The following is an 18,491-nucleotide window of genomic DNA, read 5'->3' as shown; positions in this document are numbered from 1 at the left end:
CGCACCCGACGCCGCGGCATCCATCCTCCATCCGAACGGAGCATCATGACCTCGACTCGCCTCCTCGCGGCCACGGCCGTGGCCGGCGCCGCCGCCCTCATCCTCACGGGCTGCGTCGCGAAGACCGACGCCGCCTCCTCCGGGGCGCTCACCGTCACCTCGACCGCCGACGGGTGCGCCGTCTCGGCCGCGTCGGCGCCGAGCGGCACCCTCGCCTTCGACGTGAGCAACAAGAGCGACCAGACCACGGAGTTCTACCTGCTGGCATCCGACGGCCTGCGCATCGTGGGTGAGGTCGAGAACATTGCTCCGGGCGCCTCGCGCAGCCTCACCGTCGTGGCGCAGCCCGGCGAGTACTACACCCTCTGCAAGCCCGGCATGATCGGCGACGGCGTGGGCCGGGCGAGCTTCTCGGTCAGCGGTGACGCGGTCGCGGTCTCGGGTCCGGATGCCGAGCAGAAGCAGCAGGCCGTCGACCTGTACGCCGCCTTCGTGAAAGACCAGGTCGGGCAGCTGATCCCGGCCGTGCAGACGTTCGCCGCGGCTTACGCCTCCAGCGACGACGCCGCGGCGCGCGAGCAGTTCCCGCGGGTACGCGCCTCCTACGAGCGAATCGAGCCCATCGCCGAGGCGCTCGGCGACCTCGACCCCCGCATCGACTACCGCGAGGTCGACGCGGTGGCCGAGGGATTGGCCTGGACCGGGTTCCACCGCATCGAGAAAGACCTGTGGGTCCCGGCGCAGGACGCGCTGAACGCCGACGGCGAGACGTCCGCCTGGAAGGACTGGGCGCCCTCGACCCCCGCGGAGCGCGCGACGTACGGCGACAAGCTCATCGCCGACACGCAAGAGCTGTACGACTACGTGCACTCCGACGCGTTCACCGAGGCGCTGGACGCGCAGGGCGTCGCGGGGATCTCGAACGGCGCGATCGCGCTGCTCGACGAGGTCGCCACCGGCAAGATCAGCGGCGAAGAGGACTGGTGGTCGGGAACCGACCTGTACGACTTCGCCGCCAACGTCGAGGGTTCCAAGATGGCGTTCTCCCTCGTCCGCGATTTCGCGGAGTCGCAGGGTGACAAGGGCGCCGAACTCGTGTCGCGCATCGACGCCGGGTACACGGACCTCGAGGCGGCGCTCGCCGCGCACGGCTCGGCCGACGCCGGGTTCGTGCCCTACGCGCAGCTCACCGAGGCCGACAAGCGCCAGTTCACCGACCTCATCAACGCGCTCGCCGAGCCGCTGTCGCAGCTGACCGTCACCATCCTGGAGTGAGCGTGAGCGACCAAGAGCAGACCACCGCTGCCGCCGGACCCTCGGGTCCGGCGGCAGCCGCGGGTCCGGATGGCACGGGTTCGGGCGCCGAGCCCGAAGCGGGCGTCTCGCGTCGCGGTCTAATCGGCCTCGCGCTCGGGGCGAGTGCGACGAGCCTCGTCGTCGGCGCAGGCGCAGGTCTCGTCGGTGGCGCCGCGTACGGCCAGGATCAGGCGCGGCATGCCATGGATGCCGTGGCCCCGGCATCCGGCGTCCACCAGGTCGGGATCACCACCCCGGTGCAGGAACATCTGCACTTCGCGGCGTACGACATGATGGCGCGCACCACCCGCGACGACCTCGCCGAGCTGCTCGCGGACTGGACGTACGCGGCGACGCGCATGATGCAGGGGCTCGACGTGAGCGCGACCGGCGCCGTCGGCGGCTCGCCCGAGGCGCCGCCGGACGACACGGGCGAAGCGCTCGGGCTACCGGCGAGCAACCTCACCATCACGTTCGGGTTCGGCCCGTCGCTGTTCGACTCCCGGTTCGGCCTCGAGGGGCAGAAGCCCGCGGGTCTCGAGCGACTGCCGGCGTTCCTGAACGACGATCTGGACCCGCTGCGCTCCGACGGCGACCTGTGCATCCAGGCCTGCGCCGACGATCCGCAGGTCGCCGTGCACGCGATCCGCAATCTCAGCCGCATCGCCTTCGGTCGCGCGACGATCCGGTGGTCGCAGCTCGGCTTCGGACGCACGTCCAAGACCACGGCCGCGCAGGCGACGCCCCGCAATCTGTTCGGCTTCAAGGACGGAACGGCCAACATCCTCGCCGATGACGAGGCCGCCCTCGACGAGAACGTGTGGGTCTCGGCATCCGAGGGTCCGGCGTGGCTCGCGGGCGGGTCGTACCTGGTGGCGCGGCGCATCGCGATGCTCATCGAGACGTGGGATCGCACGCGGCTGGCCGAGCAGGACCGGGTGGTCGGCCGCGACAAGGCGCAGGGGGCGCCGCTGTCGGGTGGCGACGAGTTCGCCGCTCCCGACTTCGCGGCGGCCGGTCCCGACGGAACGCCGGCGATCGATGCGCGCAGCCACGTGCGCCTCGCGCATCCCGACATGAACGGCGGCATCCGGATCCTCCGCCGGGGCTTCAACTTCGTCGACGGCACCACCGACCTCGGGCGGTTGAACGCGGGGTTGTTCTTCCTGTCGTTCCAGAAGAACCCCGATCGATTCGTCGCCCTTCAGCGATCGCTGTCGACGGATGCCCTGGGCGAATACATCCGCCACGTCGGGTCGGGGCTGTGGGCGGTGCCGCCGGCTCCCGCGGCGGGGGCATCGGTGGGCGCCGGGCTGCTCGGCGCCTGACGCGTCTGCGGGCGCCGGTCCCGTCGACGGGCTCAGGGACCTCCGTTGCACCGTGGCGAGGGGCTCGGGGTTCGTCAGGAGGCTGAGCCTGTCGAAGCCTCCGGGTGTGCGCGGAATAAACGTCGGCGCCCCGCGTTCCACCATGTATATTCAGATGCATACAAACGGAGGGCGCATCATGAGCGAGACGAACACCTGGCCCGGCATGCAGTTCGGCGTCATGACGGTCAGCGACATCACCCAGGACCCGACCACGGGGAAGACCCCCAGCGAAGCGCAGCGCATCAAGGACACGCTCACGATCGCCCGGCACACCGAGGAGGTGGGCCTCGATGTCTTCGCCCTCGGCGAGCACCACAACCCGCCGTTCTGGTCGTCTTCGCCCACGACGACGTTGGCGTACATCGCCGCGCAGACCGAGCGGCTCATCCTCACGACCTCGACGACCCTCATCACCACGAATGACCCGGTGAAGATCGCCGAGGACTTCGCGATGCTGCAGCACGTGTCGGGCGGTCGCGCCGACCTCATGCTCGGCCGCGGCAACACCGGGCCGGTGTACCCCTGGTTCGGCAAAGACATCCGCCAGGGACTGCCCTTGACCATCGAGAACTACGATCTGCTGCACAAGCTCTGGCGTGAGGACGTCGTGGACTGGGAGGGGAAGTTCCGCACTCCGCTGCAGGGCTTCACCTCGACCCCGCGTCCGCTCGACGGGGTGCCCCCGTTCGTGTGGCACGGCTCGATCCGCACGCCCGAGATCGCCGAGCAGGCTGCGTACTACGGCAACGGCTTCTTCGCCAACAACATCTTCTGGCCCAAGGAGCACTACCAGCGCCTCATCACGCTGTACCGCGAGCGCTACGCCCACTACGGCCACGGCACGCCGCAGCAGGCGATCGTCGGCCTCGGGGGCCAGGTGTTCATGCGCGCCAACTCCCAGGACGCGGTGCGGGAGTTCCGCCCGTACTTCGACAACGCCCCCGTCTACGGCCACGGCCCGAGCCTCGAGGACTTCAGCGAGATGACTCCGCTGACCGTCGGCTCGCCGCAGCAGGTCATCGACCGCTACGCGGCGATGCGCGAGACCTTCGGCGACTACCAGCGTCAGCTGTTCCTCATCGACCACGCGGGTCTCCCCACCAAGACGGTGCTCGAGCAGCTCGACATCCTGGGCTCCGAGGTCGTGCCGGTGCTGCGCAAGGAGCTGCAGAAGAACCGCCCGGCCGAGGTGCCCGACGCGCCCACGCACGCCAACCGCATCGAGAAGATCTACGCCGGGGCTGCCCCCCGTCAGGCCGTTCCCGGGGCGAACCGCGGAGACAACCTCACCGCCGGAAGTCCGTACCAGGATGCCGCGAAGGCCGGCAGCGCCTTCGGTACCGCCGCGACTAAGGTCGGTGCCTGAGATGGCCGCCCGCCGCATCGCCGTGGTCACCGCGGGGCTCTCGACGCCCTCGTCGACGCGCATGCTGGGTGACCGTCTCGTGCACGCGGCGCTCGCCGAGCTGCGCGAGCGCGGGATCGATGCCACCAGCGACGTGTTCGAGCTGCGCGACTACGCCCACGACCTGACCGACAACCTGCTCACCGGCTTCGCCCCGCCCGCTCTGGAGCAGATGATCAACACGGTCGTCTCCGCCGACGGCATCATCGCGGTCACGCCGATCTTCTCCACGAGCTACTCCGGCCTGTTCAAGTCGTTCATCGACGTGCTCGACCCGCAGGCCCTGAACGGCACGCCCGTGCTGATCGGCGCGAACGCCGGTACCGCCCGCCACTCGCTCGCGATCGACTACGCCATCCGGCCGCTCTTCACGTACCTGCACGCCAACCCCGTGCCGACCGGTGTCTTCGCGGCATCCAGCGACTGGGGATCGAACGCCGACGAGGTCGCCCCTCTCGGCTCGCGCGTCGATCGCGGCGCTCGCGAGCTGGCGGATGCCATCGCCGCACGCCAGCCCGTCCGCGACGCGGACCCCTTCGACCCGTCGTCGTACCTCGGCGAGGGCCGATCGTTCGGTCACCTGCTGGGCGGTCTGTCGGGGGAGTGACCCCGGTGAAGCCCCGTCGTCCGTTCGGGTGGCGGGGCTTCGCCGTGCCGGGGTCATGCATGGGGGGCTTGCTGCGCGCACGGCTGGGGGTGTGCGCGGCGCGGTCTCAGGCTCCGGGATTCGCGCACTGTCAGTGGCATCCGTGATCCGCGGGCTGAGGGTGTGCGTATCGCTGAGGTTGTGCGGGTGTGCGTGGGGTGGGCATCGGCTCCGGATGTGCGTGATGTCCGCGGCAGTCGCGGTTCTCGGGGACGAGGATGTGCCTGCCCCCGAGGTCGTGCGCACGGCTGAGGGCGGGCAGCACGTCACGACCCCTGACCGAGCCGTCAGCGGTGGCGGGATGACGGCCCTAGGGTGGGGCCGACGAGAGGACGCCGGATGGATGCCGCGCAGTGGGACGAGCGATACCGAGCAGCGCCCGGGGGAGTGTGGGCCGCTGAACCTCCCGCCGTCGCGCAACAGATCACGGCGGCGCTCCGGCCGGGGACCGCGATCGACGTCGCGACCGGCGATGGACGCACCGCGGCGTGGCTCGCAGGCCGCGGGTGGACGTGTACCGGCGTCGACTTCTCGGCGGAGGCGCTCGCGCTCGCCGCGGCACGCCCGGGCGGGGATGCCGTGACCTGGGTCCACGGCGATGTGCACGAGTGGGAGCCCGCGGCACCCGTGGACCTGGTGGTGTCGTGTTACCTGCACCTGCCCGACAGCACGGCGGCCGTCGCGCGGATGACGGAGTGGGTGGCTCCGGGCGGTGCGCTCGTGGTGATCGGCCACGACGTCGACAACATCGCCGCCGGGGGACACGGGCCGTCGGACCCCACGATCCTGTACACCCCGGATCTGCTGCGCAGCGCCCTCGACGACCGGTTCCACATCGCCCGCTGTGAGCGCATCACGCGCACGAGCGCCGACGCCGAGCTGCGCGGCGGGCACGCCGCCGCGGCGGTCGACACGCTGCTGTACGCGGTGCGCGTGGCCTGACGAACCTCGACCTCAGCCGGCGCGACGGTCAGCCGCGACGACCGCGCCAGAACGGCTTGCGTCGGTCACTCACCACGTACCCGATCCCGACGACGAGCAGAAGCGCGAAGACGACGGCGATCGAACCGATGATCTCTGCGGGCGGAGCCTGGGTCGGGTCGAGGAACGGGTAGGGGTAGTTGCTGGGCTTCGGGGCGAATCCGGTGAAGCGGGGATCGAAGAAGGCACCCCGGACCATCGTGTACACGAGCCACAGCGCCGGCCAGCCGAGAAACGCGAGGTCGCGGCGCCGGAAACCCTGCCGCGGTTCGATCACCACGTAACCCACAACGGTCAGCAGAGGCGACAGGTGATGGAACACCTGGTTGTACACGGATGCCAGACCCGTCAGGTGCACGGACCGTGCGAGGAACAGCGCGTACACGATGCCCGTCACCGTGATGCCCACCAGTGCCGACAGCCGGAGCAGCCTCCACCACAACGCACCGGAGGGCTGGGGCCCAAGGCAGAGGATCGCGGAGGTCACGAGCACCAAGACGTTCGACTGGATGGTGAAGTAGCTGAACGTGTTGGCGAGACTGCGTCCCTCCGACGCCGTGAGGATGCACTGAGCGATGAGGGTGACGGTGAGCCCGACCGCCATGACGCCGAAGAAGACGCGGACCGTCCACTGCCGGTGCCCGCTCATCACGGGTAACCGGTCGTCGAGATATCGGGGGCTGCTCACGCGCTCATGCTAGGGCGCAGGTCTTGTCTCGGTACAGGCGCGCGTGTCGAGGATCACACGCGCCGTCTCGTCGAGGCCCGCGAGCGGTGTCGTCGCCGAGGGTAGCGGGGCCTACCCCGCGTCTCCCGGACTCTCACAGCACGATGTCGTCGACGCTCTCCAGCTCGCGGGCGACGACCGGACGGAGCCCGCGGCGCACGAACGTGTCGGCCACCGCGAGCGGACCGACGTCGATGCCCGCCTCGGCAGCGATGTCGGCGACGGGGACCTGGAACGTCCGGAACGCGCCCAGTCGGGGCACCGTGAGACCCTGCCGCGTGTCGACGAGAGCGGTCTGGTCGAGGACGAAGCCGGCGGCCGCGAGTGCGTCGCCCTCACGCCAGGCCGCGATCTTCCAGAATCGCAGCGGCACACGGATGCCGCGGTACGGCGGGTCGGCCTCGTCGAGCACCGGTGCGGTGAACACCGCGACGCGCTGGTCGGTCGTCTCGGCGTACGCCAGCACATGGTCTTCGAGCCCGAGCCACAGCTCTTTCGACTGGTTGAACCCGGCTGCCTGCGGTGCGGCATTGGTGTAGAAGAACGTCGCCTCGGTGGCATCCTGAGCCTCGGATGCCGAGCCCCAGCCCGGATCGCGACGGCGCACGAGGTGCCCGCGATCGAGGTCGTTGCGGCTGTAGACCTCGGGTCCGGCCTGGGCGTCGTCCTCCACCCGCGGGTCGAGGCGCCACTCGCCCGTACGCGGCTGATCGCGCAGCGTCGCGCCGTCGATGACGACGGCGGTGACGGCGGCGAAGCGGCGCTCCTCGTCGAGCAGCACCGAGAACCGCGGGTAGTCGAGCCGCGTCGTGGGCCGGTCGGGCGCGGGAAGGGGGAGGGGGATGCCGAGGAAGTCGGAGTCGTAGCCGTCGCTCATGCCTCCATCGTGCCCGGGACCTCCGACATCGCGACAGACTGAACCGATGGAGCAGCACGTGAAGACCCGGTCGGACGCACCCGCGGGCTTCTTCGCCGTCGAAGCGGCGGGCTTGCGATGGCTCGCTGAGGCCCGGGGGGGCGCGCGTCGCCCGGGTGCTCGACGTCGGCGACGACCGGATCGCCCTGGAGCGGATCGACGACGCGCGACCCACCGCGGTGGCCGCCGACGCCTTCGGCGCCGCTCTCACCGCCACTCACGCCGCCGGGGCCGCCGCCTTCGGATCCCCGCCGCCGGGGTGGGCGGGCGATATCTTCATCGGCCGTCGGCCGCAGCCCGCGCGACCGACGGCGACGTGGGGGGCGTTCTACGCCGTTCAGCGCGTCGAGCCGTTCCTGCCGATCGCGCTCGCGGCCGGAAGCCTCTCGGCATCCGGGGCCGACCTCGTCCGACGCGCCTGCGCGCTCGTCGCGGGCGGCGCGTTCGATGACGACGAACCGCCCGCCCGCGTGCACGGCGACCTGTGGGCGGGCAACGTCCTGTGGTCGGCCGAGGGGGTGGTGCTCATCGACCCCGCCGCCCACGGCGGGCACCGCGAGACCGATCTGGCCATGCTGTCGCTCTTCGGCTGCCCGTTCCTCGAGCGCATCCTCGCCGCCTACGACCGCGCCCGACCGCTGCGCGACGGGTGGCGCGACCGCGTGCCGCTGCACCAGCTGCACCCGCTCGCCGTGCACGCCGCCGGTCATGGACCGTCGTACGGTCGGGCGCTCGTCGACGCCGCCGAGCGGACGCTCGCGCTCGCGTAGGGCGTCGGGCTTCGGCATCCGGGATCACCTCGATCTCGGGCGCGAGACGCGTCGGGTGTGCGATCCGCCGGGTCGCGGCATCCGGAATCTCGCAGTTCTGCACGTTCCTCGCACCCGGTCGCCGGATTTCTGCGAGCCTCGAGCACATCTGCGAGAAACCCGTGAGCGTAAGCGTCAGCCGACACCGCATCGTGGCCGCCGACCCCGCTCCGCCCGCGTCAGCGCCGAGCCGCCTCCCGACGCTTCGCCCGCCGGGCGAGCACGAGATCGATAGCGACGCCGATGCCCACGGCCACGACGATCGATACGACGACCGCCACCACGGGCCCTCCCGGCACCACCGCCGCAACGATCGCCCCGATGACGGCCTGGTACGCCGCCCACGCGAGCGCCGCCACCGCGGCGACGCCGAGGTAGCGGCCCGGATTCACCCGTGCCGCTCCCGCCGCGAGGTTCACAGCGAGCCGCGCGAACGGCACGAAGCGCGCCGTGAAGAGCACGACAGCGGCGTTGCGCTCCAGCCGCGCCCGCGCCCACTCGAGCGCTGCGCCCACGCGGGGCCCGCGCATCCACGCCCAGCGTTCGACGCCGACCGTTCGTCCCACCAGATAGCAGCACGCGTCGCCCGCGAAGGCCGCGGCGGCCGCCACGAGGATCACGGATGCCAAGGGGAAGGTCGCGTGCGACACGGCCAACGTCCCGAACGCGGTCACCGCCGCCTCACCCGGGATGACGACCAGGAACGCGTCGGCGAACACGAGCGCGGCCATCCCGGGCAGGGCCCAGGGGCTCGCGGCGATCGCCTGCAGCCACGCGTCGACACCGTCCATCCGGTCACTCTCCGCCGCTGATCGAGACGCCCCGCCGACCGAGCGGTGTCGCCCGGCGGAGCATCCGGTGAACATCGCGAACGTCGGTCCCCTTCGCGTTCCGCCGGGACCCGCGAGGTCCCACTCTGGTGTCGTGAGAGTCGCGCTGCTGGCCGAATCCTTCCTCCCGCACATGAACGGGGTCACCGGTTCCGTGCTCCACGTGCTGCGCCATCTCGCTGAGGCGGGGCACGAGACGCTGGTCATCGCCCCGAGGGCGGGCGACGTCACCGCCGACCTGCACGGGGCCCGCACCGAGTTGCTGCGATCCGTTCCGCTGCCGTCGTACCCGGAGGTGCGCGTGGTATTCGCCCGCGCGGCACGCCTGGGCACGCTGCTGCGCGACTTCGACCCCGACGTCGTGCACCTGGCATCCCCGTTCGTGCTCGGATGGCAGGGACTCGCCGCCGCCGACGCGTTGAAGATCCCTTCGGTCGCGATCTACCAGACCGATGTGGTCGCCTACGCGCAGAAGTACGGGGTGCCCCACGCCACCGCCCTCGTCGCGGGTCACGTCGCACGCCTGCACCGTCGTGCGACCCTCACCCTCGCGCCCTCGTCGGCCTCGACCCGACAGCTGTCCGACCTCGGTGTGGACCGCATCCGCCGCTGGGGCAGGGGAGTGGATGCCGTGCGCTTCGCCCCCGAGCACCGTGACGACGCCTGGCGGGCCGAGGTCGCCCCGAACGGCGAACGCATCGTCGGGTACGTCGGACGACTGGCGCCGGAGAAGCAGGTCGACGATCTGCGCGCGCTCGCCGACCTTCCCGACACCCGGTTGGTCATCGTCGGCGACGGCCCCTCGCGCCCGGCGCTCGAGCGGGCGATCCCGGATGCCGTCTTCACCGGCCACCTGTCGGGCGACGCGCTCGCGCGGGCCATGGCGGGCTTCGACGTCTTCGTGCACCCGGGCGAGAGCGAGACGTTCGGGCAGACCATCCAGGAGGCCCTCGCCAGCGGCGTCCCGGTGGTCGCGACAGGCGTCGGCGGGCCGCTCGACCTCGTTCGCTCGAGCGTCGACGGATGGCTCTACAAGCCGGGCGATCTCGACGACCTGCGCGCCCGCGTCGCCGACCTCGTGGGCGACGAGTCCAAGCGGCGAGCCTTCGCCCGTGCCGCCCGCGACGCGGTGCAGGGGCGCACGTGGGAGGCCCTCACCCGCGACCTCGTGGGGCACTACGAGGATGCCGTGACCCTGCGCCGCATCGACGACAGCCTGCTGTTGCGCGGGGGTCCACGGCCGGCGGCGCCCGCGGCATCCCGTACCCGGGGACGCTGGACGCGCTACGTCGCCCTGGGCGACTCGCTCACCGAGGGGTTGTGCGACACCTCGCGCATGCCGGCGGGGCAGTTCCGCGGGTGGGCCGACCGGCTCGCCGAACTGCTCGCGCACACGAGCGAGGCGGGCCCCTTCCGCTACGCCAACCTCGCGGTGCGCAGCCGCCGGGTGCGCCACCTGATCGACGACCAGATCCCCGAGGCTCTCGCGCTGGAGCCCGACCTCGTGTCGATCCTGATCGGCGCGAACGACCTGCTGACCCCGGTGCTGACGATGCCGGCCATCGTCGCCGAGGTCGAGTCGGCCGTCCGGGCGGTGCGACGGACCGGGGCGGATGTGCTGCTGGTGACGACGTTCCTGCCGCGCCGACCCGCTGCCCGTCTCTTCGCGCGTCGCTTCGCCGCCTACAACGTGGAGCTGCGTCGCATCGCCCAGGAGCAGGGGGCGATCCTGCTCGATCTGGAGGCCGTCGCCGACCTGGGCGACCTGCCCCTGTGGGCCGACGACCTTGTGCACCTGAGGTCGTCGGGACATCGCCTGGTCGCCTACCGGGCGGCGGAGGCGCTCGGGGTGCCCGACGCCCGCGCCCTGCTCGATCTCGACGAGGCGCTCCACGCCGACACCGACGACGCGCCGGTCGGCAGCTGGCTCACTCGCGACGCGCTCCCGTGGGTATGGCGCCGGATGCGCGGTCGCACCGCGGGTGACGGCATCCGGTCCAAGCACACCGGCTACGTCGAGCTGCCCACGCGCGGCGATCGGGAGCGGGTCCGCACGACCTGACACGGGCCCGCACGGACGCCGAGCCTGTCCACGGGTCCGGTGGCTTCGACGGGCTCAGCCACCTCGTGCGGGGGTCCCCTGAGCCTGTCGAAGGGTCCGGCGGCTTCGTCGGGCTCAGCCGCCTGGCATGGGAGGTCCCCAAGCGTGCCGACGGGTTCGGCGCCGCGTCGTGCGGAAGGTGCCTGAGCCTGTCGAAGGGTCCGGGGCGGCCCCTCAGTACCAGCCGGTCCGCTCGGAGTGATCCCACGCTCCGCACGGGCTCCCGTACCGCGCGTCGATGTACGACAGGCCCCACGAGATCTGCGTCGCGCCGTTCGTGCGCCAGTCGAGACCGGCGGATGCCATCTTCTCGCCGGGCAATGCCTGCGGGATTCCGTAGGCACCGCTCCAGGGGTTCTCGGCCTGCACGCGCCACCCTGACTCGCGGTTCCAGAGCGAGTTCAGGCAGGAGAACTGGTCATCGCCCCAGCCGTAGCCGCCGATCTGTCCACGCGCGTTGGCGCGGGCTTCGTCGGGGGTCATGATCGAGGTCGACGGCGGCGGCGTCGATCCGCCGCCCGAGCCGGACCCGCTACCGGAGCCGGACCCGCTGCCGGAGCCAGTCCCGCTACCGGAGCCGGACCCGCTGCCGGAGCCGGTCCCGCCGCCCGAGCCGGATCCGCCGCCGGAGCCGGAGCCCCCGCTCGAACCTGACCCGCCGCCCGAGCCCGAACCGCTCCCGGCCGAGCCGCCGGAGGTCGATCCTCTGCTCGCGCCGGACCCGCCGCCCGTCGCACCGCCGGGTGCGGCCGCATCCTGCTGGGCCTTCTCCCGCTCGCGGGCCGCCTTCTCGGCGGCCGCCGTCGATGCGCGCAGCGTCGCGAGCTGCGCATAGAGGTCGTCGAGGCGCGCCTGCGCTGCGGCGACGCTCGCCGATTCGGCATCCGCCTCGACCTGGGCGGCATCGGCGGTGACCCGGGCCTCGTCGGCGAGTCGCGTGGCCTCCGAACGCGCCTGATCCGCCTGATCGCTCAGCGACGCGGCGATGTCGGCCGCGCTGCGCGCCTGACGTGCCGTGCGCGCGGTGAGGGTTGCGACGCGGTCCAGGATGCCGAGACGTTCGAGCAGAGAGTCGGGATCGGCGTCGGTGAGCACTTGGCTGACGAGGGGGCCGGCGCCCACGGTGCGGTACAGGCGGGCGGCGCTGGCTCCGGCCCGCTCGCTCTTGTCCGAGAGGTCGGTCGCGGCGGCGGCACTCCGAAGGGCGAGGGCGTCGGCCCGCGCCGCAGTCGACTCGGCCAGAGCGCGGGTGCGCTCCGCGGCCGCCGACGCGTCGAGGGCGCGGCGCGAGGCCTGCACGGCCGCGGCCTCCGCGGCGTCCAGCTGCTGCTTCACCCGGGCGACGGCGGTCTCGTCGACGGCCGCGAGGGGCGCGGCCGCCCGCGTCGTCGTGGTGGTGGCACTCGCCGGGGTGGGAAGGAGGGCCGCCACGACCGCGGCGCACACGAGGAGCGTGTGACTGCTGCGACGGATGCGACCCATGAGGTCACGCTAGAGCACGCGCCCCCGGATGCCCAGCCCGCGAGGTGCCGTCGCTGATAGGGTTGTCGGGATGCCGTCTTGGCATCCGCTCAATTACATATGAGCTCACGGAGCAGGCCGGCAGACGCTGGTCCCCTGTGGTGGACTCCCCGTCGTGATCGCCGGGTGGTCGTCTACTGGTGGCCAGTCGCCGGGACTTCCGGGCCGACCCGTCGGCGCGCCCTTTCTGCCTGTTCCTGCTCCTTCGCATGTCAGCTCGCCTCCCACACGGGGCGGCGAGCCTAAACAAAGAAGGAGGGACCTCTTGGAAGGTCCAGAAATCACCGCCGCTGAAGCCGTTCTCGACAACGGCCGTTTCGGCACCCGCACCATCCGCTTCGAGACCGGTCGCCTCGCTCAGCAGGCCCAGGGCGCCGTCGCCGCCTACCTCGACGAAGAGACCATGCTTCTCTCGGCCACCAGCGCCGGCAAGCACCCGCGTGAAGGCTTCGACTTCTTCCCGCTGACCGTCGACGTCGAGGAGCGCTCGTACGCCGCGGGCAAGATCCCCGGGTCGTTCTTCCGCCGCGAGGGTCGCCCCTCAACCGAGGCCATCCTCGTGTGCCGCCTCATCGACCGCCCGCTGCGTCCGTCGTTCGTCGACGGCCTCCGCAACGAGGTGCAGATCGTCGTCACCGTGCTCTCCATCGCCCCCGGCGAGTTCTACGACGCCCTCGCCATCAACGCGGCGTCGCTGTCGACCCAGATCTCGGGTCTGCCCTTCTCGGGCCCCATCGCGGGTGTGCGTCTGGCCCTCATCCCGGGCCACGGCGAGAACGGCGACCAGTGGGTCGCGTTCCCGACCGTCACGCAGCTCGAGACGGCCGTCTTCGATCTCATCGTCGCGGGCCGCGTGCTCGACGACGGCGACGTCGCCATCATGATGGTGGAGGCCGAGGCCACCGAGGGCAGCTGGAACATGATCAAGGGCGGCGCGACCAAGCCCAACGAGCAGGTCGTCGCCGAGGGTCTCGAAGCGGCCAAGCCGTTCCTGCGTCAGCTCGTCGACGCGCAGAACGAGGTCGCGCGCACCGCGGCCAAGGAGATCCAGTCGTTCCCCGTCTTCCCGGCGTACAGCCAGCAGACGTACGACTTCGTCGCCGGTCGCGCCTACGACCGCCTCGTGCCGGTGTACCAGATCGCCGACAAGCAGGAGCGTCAGAACGCCGATGACGAGGTCAAGTCCTCGGTCAAGGAGCAGCTGCTCGCCGCCGTCGAGTCGGGCGAACTGCCCGCCGTTGCGACGCTCGAGTTCAACGCCGCCTACAAGTCGGTCACCAAGACGATCGTCCGCGGCCGCATCCTCGCCGAGGGTGTCCGCATGGACGGCCGCGGCCTGGCCGACATCCGTCCGCTCGACGCCGAGGTGCAGGTCATCCCGCGCGTGCACGGGTCGGCGATCTTCCAGCGCGGCGAGACCCAGATCCTGGGTGTCACCACGCTGAACATGCTCAAGATGGAGCAGCAGATCGACTCGCTGTCGCCGATCACGAGCAAGCGCTACCTGCACCACTACAACTTCCCGCCGTACTCGACCGGTGAGACCGGTCGCGTGGGCAGCCCGAAGCGTCGCGAGATCGGCCACGGCTTCCTCGCCGAGCGCGCGCTCGTGCCGGTGCTCCCCAGCCGCGAGGAGTTCCCCTACGCGATCCGTCAGGTGTCCGAAGCCCTCGGCTCCAACGGCTCGACGTCGATGGGCTCGGTCTGCGCCTCGACGCTGTCGCTGCTGAACGCGGGTGTGCCGCTGCGCGCCCCCGTCGCCGGTATCGCCATGGGCCTGGTCACCGACGAGGTCGACGGTCAGACGCGCTACGCCGCGCTGACCGACATCCTCGGCGCCGAGGACGCCCTGGGCGACATGGACTTCAAGGTCGCGGGGACGAGCGAATTCATCACCGCGATCCAGCTCGACACCAAGCTCGACGGCATCCCGTCGTCGGTGCTGGCCGCAGCCCTCACCCAGGCCAAGGAGGCTCGCCTGACGATCCTCAACGTCCTGAACGCCGCGATCGACGCGCCCGACGAGATGGCGCCCACCGCGCCCCGCGTCATCAGCGTGCAGATCCCGGTCGACAAGATCGGTGAGCTCATCGGCCCGAAGGGCAAGACGATCAACTCGATCCAGGACGAGACCGGCGCCCAGATCTCCATCGAGGACGACGGCACCGTCTACATCGGCGCGACCGACGGCCCGTCGGCCGAGGCCGCCCGCGCGCAGGTGAACGCGATCGCCAACCCGACCAACCCCGAGGTGGGCGAGCAGTTCCTGGGCACGGTCGTCAAGATCGCGACCTTCGGTGCGTTCGTCTCGCTGCTCCCCGGCAAGGACGGCCTGCTGCACGTCAGCGAGGTCCGCAAGCTCGCCGGTGGCAAGCGCGTCGAGAACGTCGAGGACGTGCTCTCGGTGGGTCGCAAGATCCTCGTGCGCATCACGAAGATCGACGACCGCGGCAAGCTGTCGCTCGAGCCCGTCGTCGACGAGGAGGCCACCACCCCCGAGCCGGCCGACACGCAGAGCTCGGCCGCCGCGAGCGAGGGCCCCGAGGCTCCCGCCGAAGGCTGATCCTCACGTCTTCGGATGCCCGTCCCGCGTCATGCGGGGCGGGCATCCGTCGTGTGACGCGTGTGACGGATGAGAACGAAGTGACGACGCCGCGCGCAAGCGTTACTGAAAGTTTATCGGCGAGCCGGGTGAAAGGTCAGCCGTCTGCGGGGGAACGCATAATCTCGAAGTACGTCGGGGGGCGTGCTGATACGGCGTCTGCCGTACCGTCGCCCGGCATCTGAGAGGACCTCATGAGCGGCTCGGGCGTCGAGAAGACGGCCACGCCGCGCCTGCGCCGCGACCGCTCCGCGCACCCGTCCACTCCCATCACCCTGCAGGGTCCGGGGCTCGGTTCTCATGTGCGGGTCCCCCTGGGAGAGACCGGTTTCGAGGTCTTCCCGCTCTTCCTCGGCGGCGGCGAATTCGGCTGGAACGTCGACTCCGGGGCGAGCCACGAGATCCTGGACGCGTACGCCGAGCTCGGCGGCAACGCCCTGCACACGGCCGACAGTTACGCGGCCGGCCGCAGTGAATTCATCATCGGCGAGTGGATGCGCACCCGCCGCGTGCGCGACGACACCGTGCTGACCGTACGCGTCGGCGGCCACCCCGACCACCCCGGTCTCGACTCGGTCAACCTCGTCCGCGCCGTCGAGGCATCGCTCACGCGCCTCGGAACCGACCGCATCGACGTGCTCTCGCTCGACGCCGTCAGTGGGGGCCGCGGCATGCTCGAAGACACCCTGGCCACCAGCGAATGGCTGGTGGAGTCGGGCAAGGTCCGCGCGATCGGTGCCCACGGCTACACCGCGGCGCAGCTCGTGGAGGCGCGCATCCTGTCGTCGGCCGGATACCCGCGCATCACCGTGCTCGATGTGCCCTACAACGTGCTGCGCCGGGCGGAGTTCGACGGCGACGTGCGCCTGATCGCCTCCGCGCAGAACATGGCCGTGACTCCCTCGCATCCCCTCGCCCACGGTTTCCTCGCCGGCGAGATGCGCACGCGCGGCCAGTCCACGAAGTCCGTGCGCGGCTCCCAGGTCGCCGCGAACCTGAACCGTCGCGGATCGCGCGTCCTCCGTGCCCTCGACGCGGTCGGGAACGAACTGGGCATCCCGGATGCCGCCGTCGCGGTGGCCTGGCTCCTCGCTCAGAAGATCGTCACCGCGCCCATCGTGAATGCGTTCGCCCCGCGCCATGTCGTGGAATGCATGCGCGCCGTCGGTGTGCGTCTCAGTCGGGCCCAGCTGTCGGATATCGCGCGCGCCGCCGAGTGACGTCCCGTCCGCGCGGGCGTGACGTAGGCTGGAACGACCGGCCGGGGGACGGCAGATCGACAACGGGGTGGGCTGACGTGACGCACTACATCTACCTGGTGCGCCATGGCGAGCACCAGGATGCCGAGCATGGACTCACCGACGGCCCTTTGTCGCCGCGCGGTCAGCGCCAGGCGGCTCTCCTCGCCGATCGCCTGTCGGGACTTCCCCTCGACGCGGTGTGGCACTCGCCGCTCGAGCGTGCCGCTCAGACGGCGCGTGCCGTAGCGGACCGGCTGCCGGCGGTGTCGCCGGTGTCGTCGGCGCTGCTGTTCGACTGCGTTCCCACGGGGATGACGCCCGAGACGCCCGCCGCCTACGAGCCGTTCTTCGGGTCGGTCACCGAGGCCGAGGTCGACGCGGGTCGCGCGCAGATGGCCGATGCGACGGCGGAGTTCCTCGCTCGCAAGGCCGGCGAAGTGCACGAACTCGTCATCACCCACAACTTCGTCATCTCGTGGTTCGTGCGCGAGGTGCTCCAGGCACCCGACTGGCGCTGGATGACGATCAACCAGGCCTACTGCGGACTCACCGTCATCGCGCAGAAGAAGGGCCGCCCCTGGACTCTGCTCTCGCACAACGATCTCGCGCACCTGCCGGTCGAACTCCGCACCGGCCTGGTCGACCCGCTTCCCGTCTGAGCGGTCGGATCGCCGAGCGCGTCGGTGGCCGGAAGGCGGGCGGCGCGTCTGTGGACAACGCGGGCCGCGGCGCGCGCTGCCGCTTAGGGTGGAACGCATGACGACACGCGTGGCCATCGTGGGCGGAACCGGCAAGTTGGGCGGGGTGATCCGTCAGGTCATCGAGGCTGAAGAGGGGTACGAGGTCACCGCGGTGCTCGGCTCGCGCTCCGATTTCGCCGACCTCGACGGCGCCGACCTCGTCGTCGACGCGTCGACTCCGGCGGTGTCGATCGACGTCGTGCGCGCCGCGATCGAACGCGGCATCAACGTCCTCGTCGGCACATCCGGATGGTCGAACGAACGAATCGCGCTCGTGCGTCCCCTGGTGGAAGCCAGCGGTACGGGTGCGGTGTTCATCCCGAACTTCTCCCTGGGGTCGGTGATCGGGAGCGCACTCGCCGCCGCCGCGGCCCCCTTCTTCCCCTCGATCGAGATCATCGAGGCGCACCGCGAGACGAAGATCGATTCGCCGAGCGGCACCGCCGTGCGAACTGCCGAGCTCATCGCCGCCGCGCGTGCTGACGTCGGACCCGTGGAGTCCCCCCACGTCGACCAGCGTGCTCGCGGTCAGCGTGTCGCATCCGTTCCCATCCACTCGCTGCGGCGACCGGGTGTCGTCGCCCGCCAGGAGACGGTGCTCTCGGGTGCGGGGGAGTCGCTGACGATCGTGCATGACACCGTCGACCCTGCCTCGGCGTACGCCCCCGGCATCCGTATCGCCCTGGCTGCGGCGCGGGAGGCGCGGGGCGTCGTGATCGGTCTCGACAGCTTCATCGACATCGGAGTGCATACGAGTCCGGAGACGCCGGAGACGCCCGTCGCCGACGGCGACGTGTCGGGCCAGGTCGCCGGCGCCACCAGCGCATGAGGGTTCGCGTCGCCGTCGCCCTGATGACGGTGCTGCTGCTGCTGTACGTCGTGCTGGCGGGGCAGCGGGCGTTCGTGCTGCTCACCAGCGGCGAGCCGGTCGCCATCGTGATGGGGGTGGCGCTGCTCGCGCTGCCGCTGCTGGCGCTGTGGGCGATCGGACGAGAGCTGTGGTTCGGCGTCCGCGCGCAGCAGCTCGGGGAGAGGCTGGACGCCGAGGGGGGTCTTCCCGACGAAGACCTGCCGGTGCGCCCGAGCGGTCGCATCGAACGTGAGGACGGAGACGCCCTGTTCCCGCGCTATCGCGCCGACGTCGAGGCGCATCCCGACGATTGGCGCGTCCGGTACCGTCTCGCGCTGGCGTACGACGCGGCGGGCGACCGTCGCCGCGCACGTGCGGCCGTCCGTGCGGCGATCAGCCTCGAGAGCGCCGAGCGTCGCGGGGGCTGATTCCCGAGCCAGGATCGCGCGCCGGGTC

The 18,491-nt window shown here is 71.2% G+C and carries 15 protein-coding genes and 1 pseudogene; 12 read left to right on the top strand and 4 right to left on the bottom strand.

Annotation, left to right across the window (positions count from 1 at the left end; translation table 11 throughout):
- The first annotated feature begins 45 nt into the window (after positions 1 to 45).
- The 5 genes from efeO to MT347_RS10770 all read left to right on the top strand — a co-directional run bounded on the left by efeO (position 46) and on the right by MT347_RS10770 (position 5,659).
- The gene (gene efeO / locus MT347_RS10790) at positions 46 to 1,275 is read left to right on the top strand and encodes an iron uptake system protein EfeO (RefSeq protein WP_243500945.1); all 1,230 of its coding nucleotides are present in this window, start codon (positions 46 to 48) and stop codon (positions 1,273 to 1,275) included.
- A 2-nt stretch (positions 1,276 to 1,277) separates the two neighbouring features.
- The gene (efeB, locus tag MT347_RS10785; protein WP_243500944.1) at positions 1,278 to 2,624 is read left to right on the top strand and encodes an iron uptake transporter deferrochelatase/peroxidase subunit; all 1,347 of its coding nucleotides are present in this window, start codon (positions 1,278 to 1,280) and stop codon (positions 2,622 to 2,624) included.
- Between the two features lie 178 nt (positions 2,625 to 2,802).
- Entirely contained in the window at positions 2,803 to 4,032 is a 1,230-nt protein-coding gene (locus MT347_RS10780; RefSeq protein WP_243500943.1) for an LLM class flavin-dependent oxidoreductase, read from the top strand.
- Between the two features lies 1 nt (position 4,033).
- Positions 4,034 to 4,678, top strand: coding sequence for an FMN reductase (locus tag MT347_RS10775; RefSeq protein ID WP_243501130.1), 645 nt, complete (start codon positions 4,034 to 4,036; stop codon positions 4,676 to 4,678).
- 378 nt (positions 4,679 to 5,056) lie between these two features.
- The gene (locus tag MT347_RS10770; RefSeq protein WP_243500942.1) at positions 5,057 to 5,659 is read left to right on the top strand and encodes a bifunctional 2-polyprenyl-6-hydroxyphenol methylase/3-demethylubiquinol 3-O-methyltransferase UbiG; all 603 of its coding nucleotides are present in this window, start codon (positions 5,057 to 5,059) and stop codon (positions 5,657 to 5,659) included.
- A 28-nt stretch (positions 5,660 to 5,687) separates the two neighbouring features.
- Here the strand turns inward: MT347_RS10770 and MT347_RS10765 are convergent, their stop codons facing one another.
- Positions 5,688 to 6,386, bottom strand: a complete 699-nt coding sequence (locus MT347_RS10765) for a Pr6Pr family membrane protein (protein ID WP_243500941.1) — start codon at positions 6,384 to 6,386, stop codon at positions 5,688 to 5,690.
- Between the two features lie 133 nt (positions 6,387 to 6,519).
- Positions 6,520 to 7,302, bottom strand: a complete 783-nt coding sequence (locus MT347_RS10760) for a DNA/RNA non-specific endonuclease (RefSeq protein ID WP_243500940.1) — start codon at positions 7,300 to 7,302, stop codon at positions 6,520 to 6,522.
- 46 nt (positions 7,303 to 7,348) lie between these two features.
- Here MT347_RS10760 and MT347_RS10755 point away from each other — a divergent pair.
- Positions 7,349 to 8,111 (top strand): annotated as a pseudogene (locus MT347_RS10755) (fructosamine kinase family protein).
- Between the two features lie 218 nt (positions 8,112 to 8,329).
- On the opposite strand, the gene MT347_RS10750 reads toward MT347_RS10755, so the two are convergent.
- Complete coding sequence (locus tag MT347_RS10750; RefSeq protein WP_243500938.1) at positions 8,330 to 8,941, bottom strand: DedA family protein; 612 nt, start codon at positions 8,939 to 8,941, stop codon at positions 8,330 to 8,332.
- A 133-nt stretch (positions 8,942 to 9,074) separates the two neighbouring features.
- Between MT347_RS10750 and MT347_RS10745 the strand changes: the two genes are divergently transcribed.
- On the top strand, positions 9,075 to 11,042 hold the full coding sequence (locus MT347_RS10745; RefSeq protein WP_243500937.1) for a glycosyltransferase: 1,968 nt from the start codon (positions 9,075 to 9,077) through the stop codon (positions 11,040 to 11,042).
- Between the two features lie 213 nt (positions 11,043 to 11,255).
- On the opposite strand, the gene MT347_RS10740 is transcribed toward MT347_RS10745, so the two are convergent.
- Positions 11,256 to 12,563, bottom strand: coding sequence for a hypothetical protein (locus MT347_RS10740; protein ID WP_243500936.1), 1,308 nt, complete (start codon positions 12,561 to 12,563; stop codon positions 11,256 to 11,258).
- Positions 12,564 to 12,867: 304 nt separating this feature from the next.
- Here MT347_RS10740 and MT347_RS10735 point away from each other — a divergent pair, with 304 nt between their 5' ends.
- The 5 genes from MT347_RS10735 to MT347_RS10715 all read left to right on the top strand — a co-directional run bounded on the left by MT347_RS10735 (position 12,868) and on the right by MT347_RS10715 (position 18,463).
- The gene (locus tag MT347_RS10735) at positions 12,868 to 15,165 is read left to right on the top strand and encodes a polyribonucleotide nucleotidyltransferase (protein WP_243500935.1); all 2,298 of its coding nucleotides are present in this window, start codon (positions 12,868 to 12,870) and stop codon (positions 15,163 to 15,165) included.
- Positions 15,166 to 15,398: 233 nt separating this feature from the next.
- Positions 15,399 to 16,424 (top strand): aldo/keto reductase, encoded by a 1,026-nt coding sequence (locus MT347_RS10730; RefSeq protein WP_243500934.1) that lies wholly within the window; start codon positions 15,399 to 15,401, stop codon positions 16,422 to 16,424.
- 77 nt (positions 16,425 to 16,501) lie between these two features.
- On the top strand, positions 16,502 to 17,104 hold the full coding sequence (locus tag MT347_RS10725) for a histidine phosphatase family protein (protein WP_243500933.1): 603 nt from the start codon (positions 16,502 to 16,504) through the stop codon (positions 17,102 to 17,104).
- A gap of 97 nt (positions 17,105 to 17,201) precedes the next feature.
- On the top strand, positions 17,202 to 18,014 hold the full coding sequence (dapB, locus tag MT347_RS10720; protein WP_243500932.1) for a 4-hydroxy-tetrahydrodipicolinate reductase: 813 nt from the start codon (positions 17,202 to 17,204) through the stop codon (positions 18,012 to 18,014).
- Entirely contained in the window at positions 18,011 to 18,463 is a 453-nt protein-coding gene (locus MT347_RS10715; protein WP_243500931.1) for a hypothetical protein, read from the top strand. The genes dapB and MT347_RS10715 overlap by 4 nt, the downstream gene beginning before the upstream one ends.
- Positions 18,464 to 18,491: the final 28 nt, after the last annotated feature.

It is taken from the genome of Microbacterium sp. VKM Ac-2923 (assembly GCF_022815605.1).
Lineage (GTDB): Bacteria > Actinomycetota > Actinomycetes > Actinomycetales > Microbacteriaceae > Microbacterium.
Note: the sequence above shows the minus strand (reverse complement) of the source record. Positions and strands in the feature narration are given on the sequence as shown.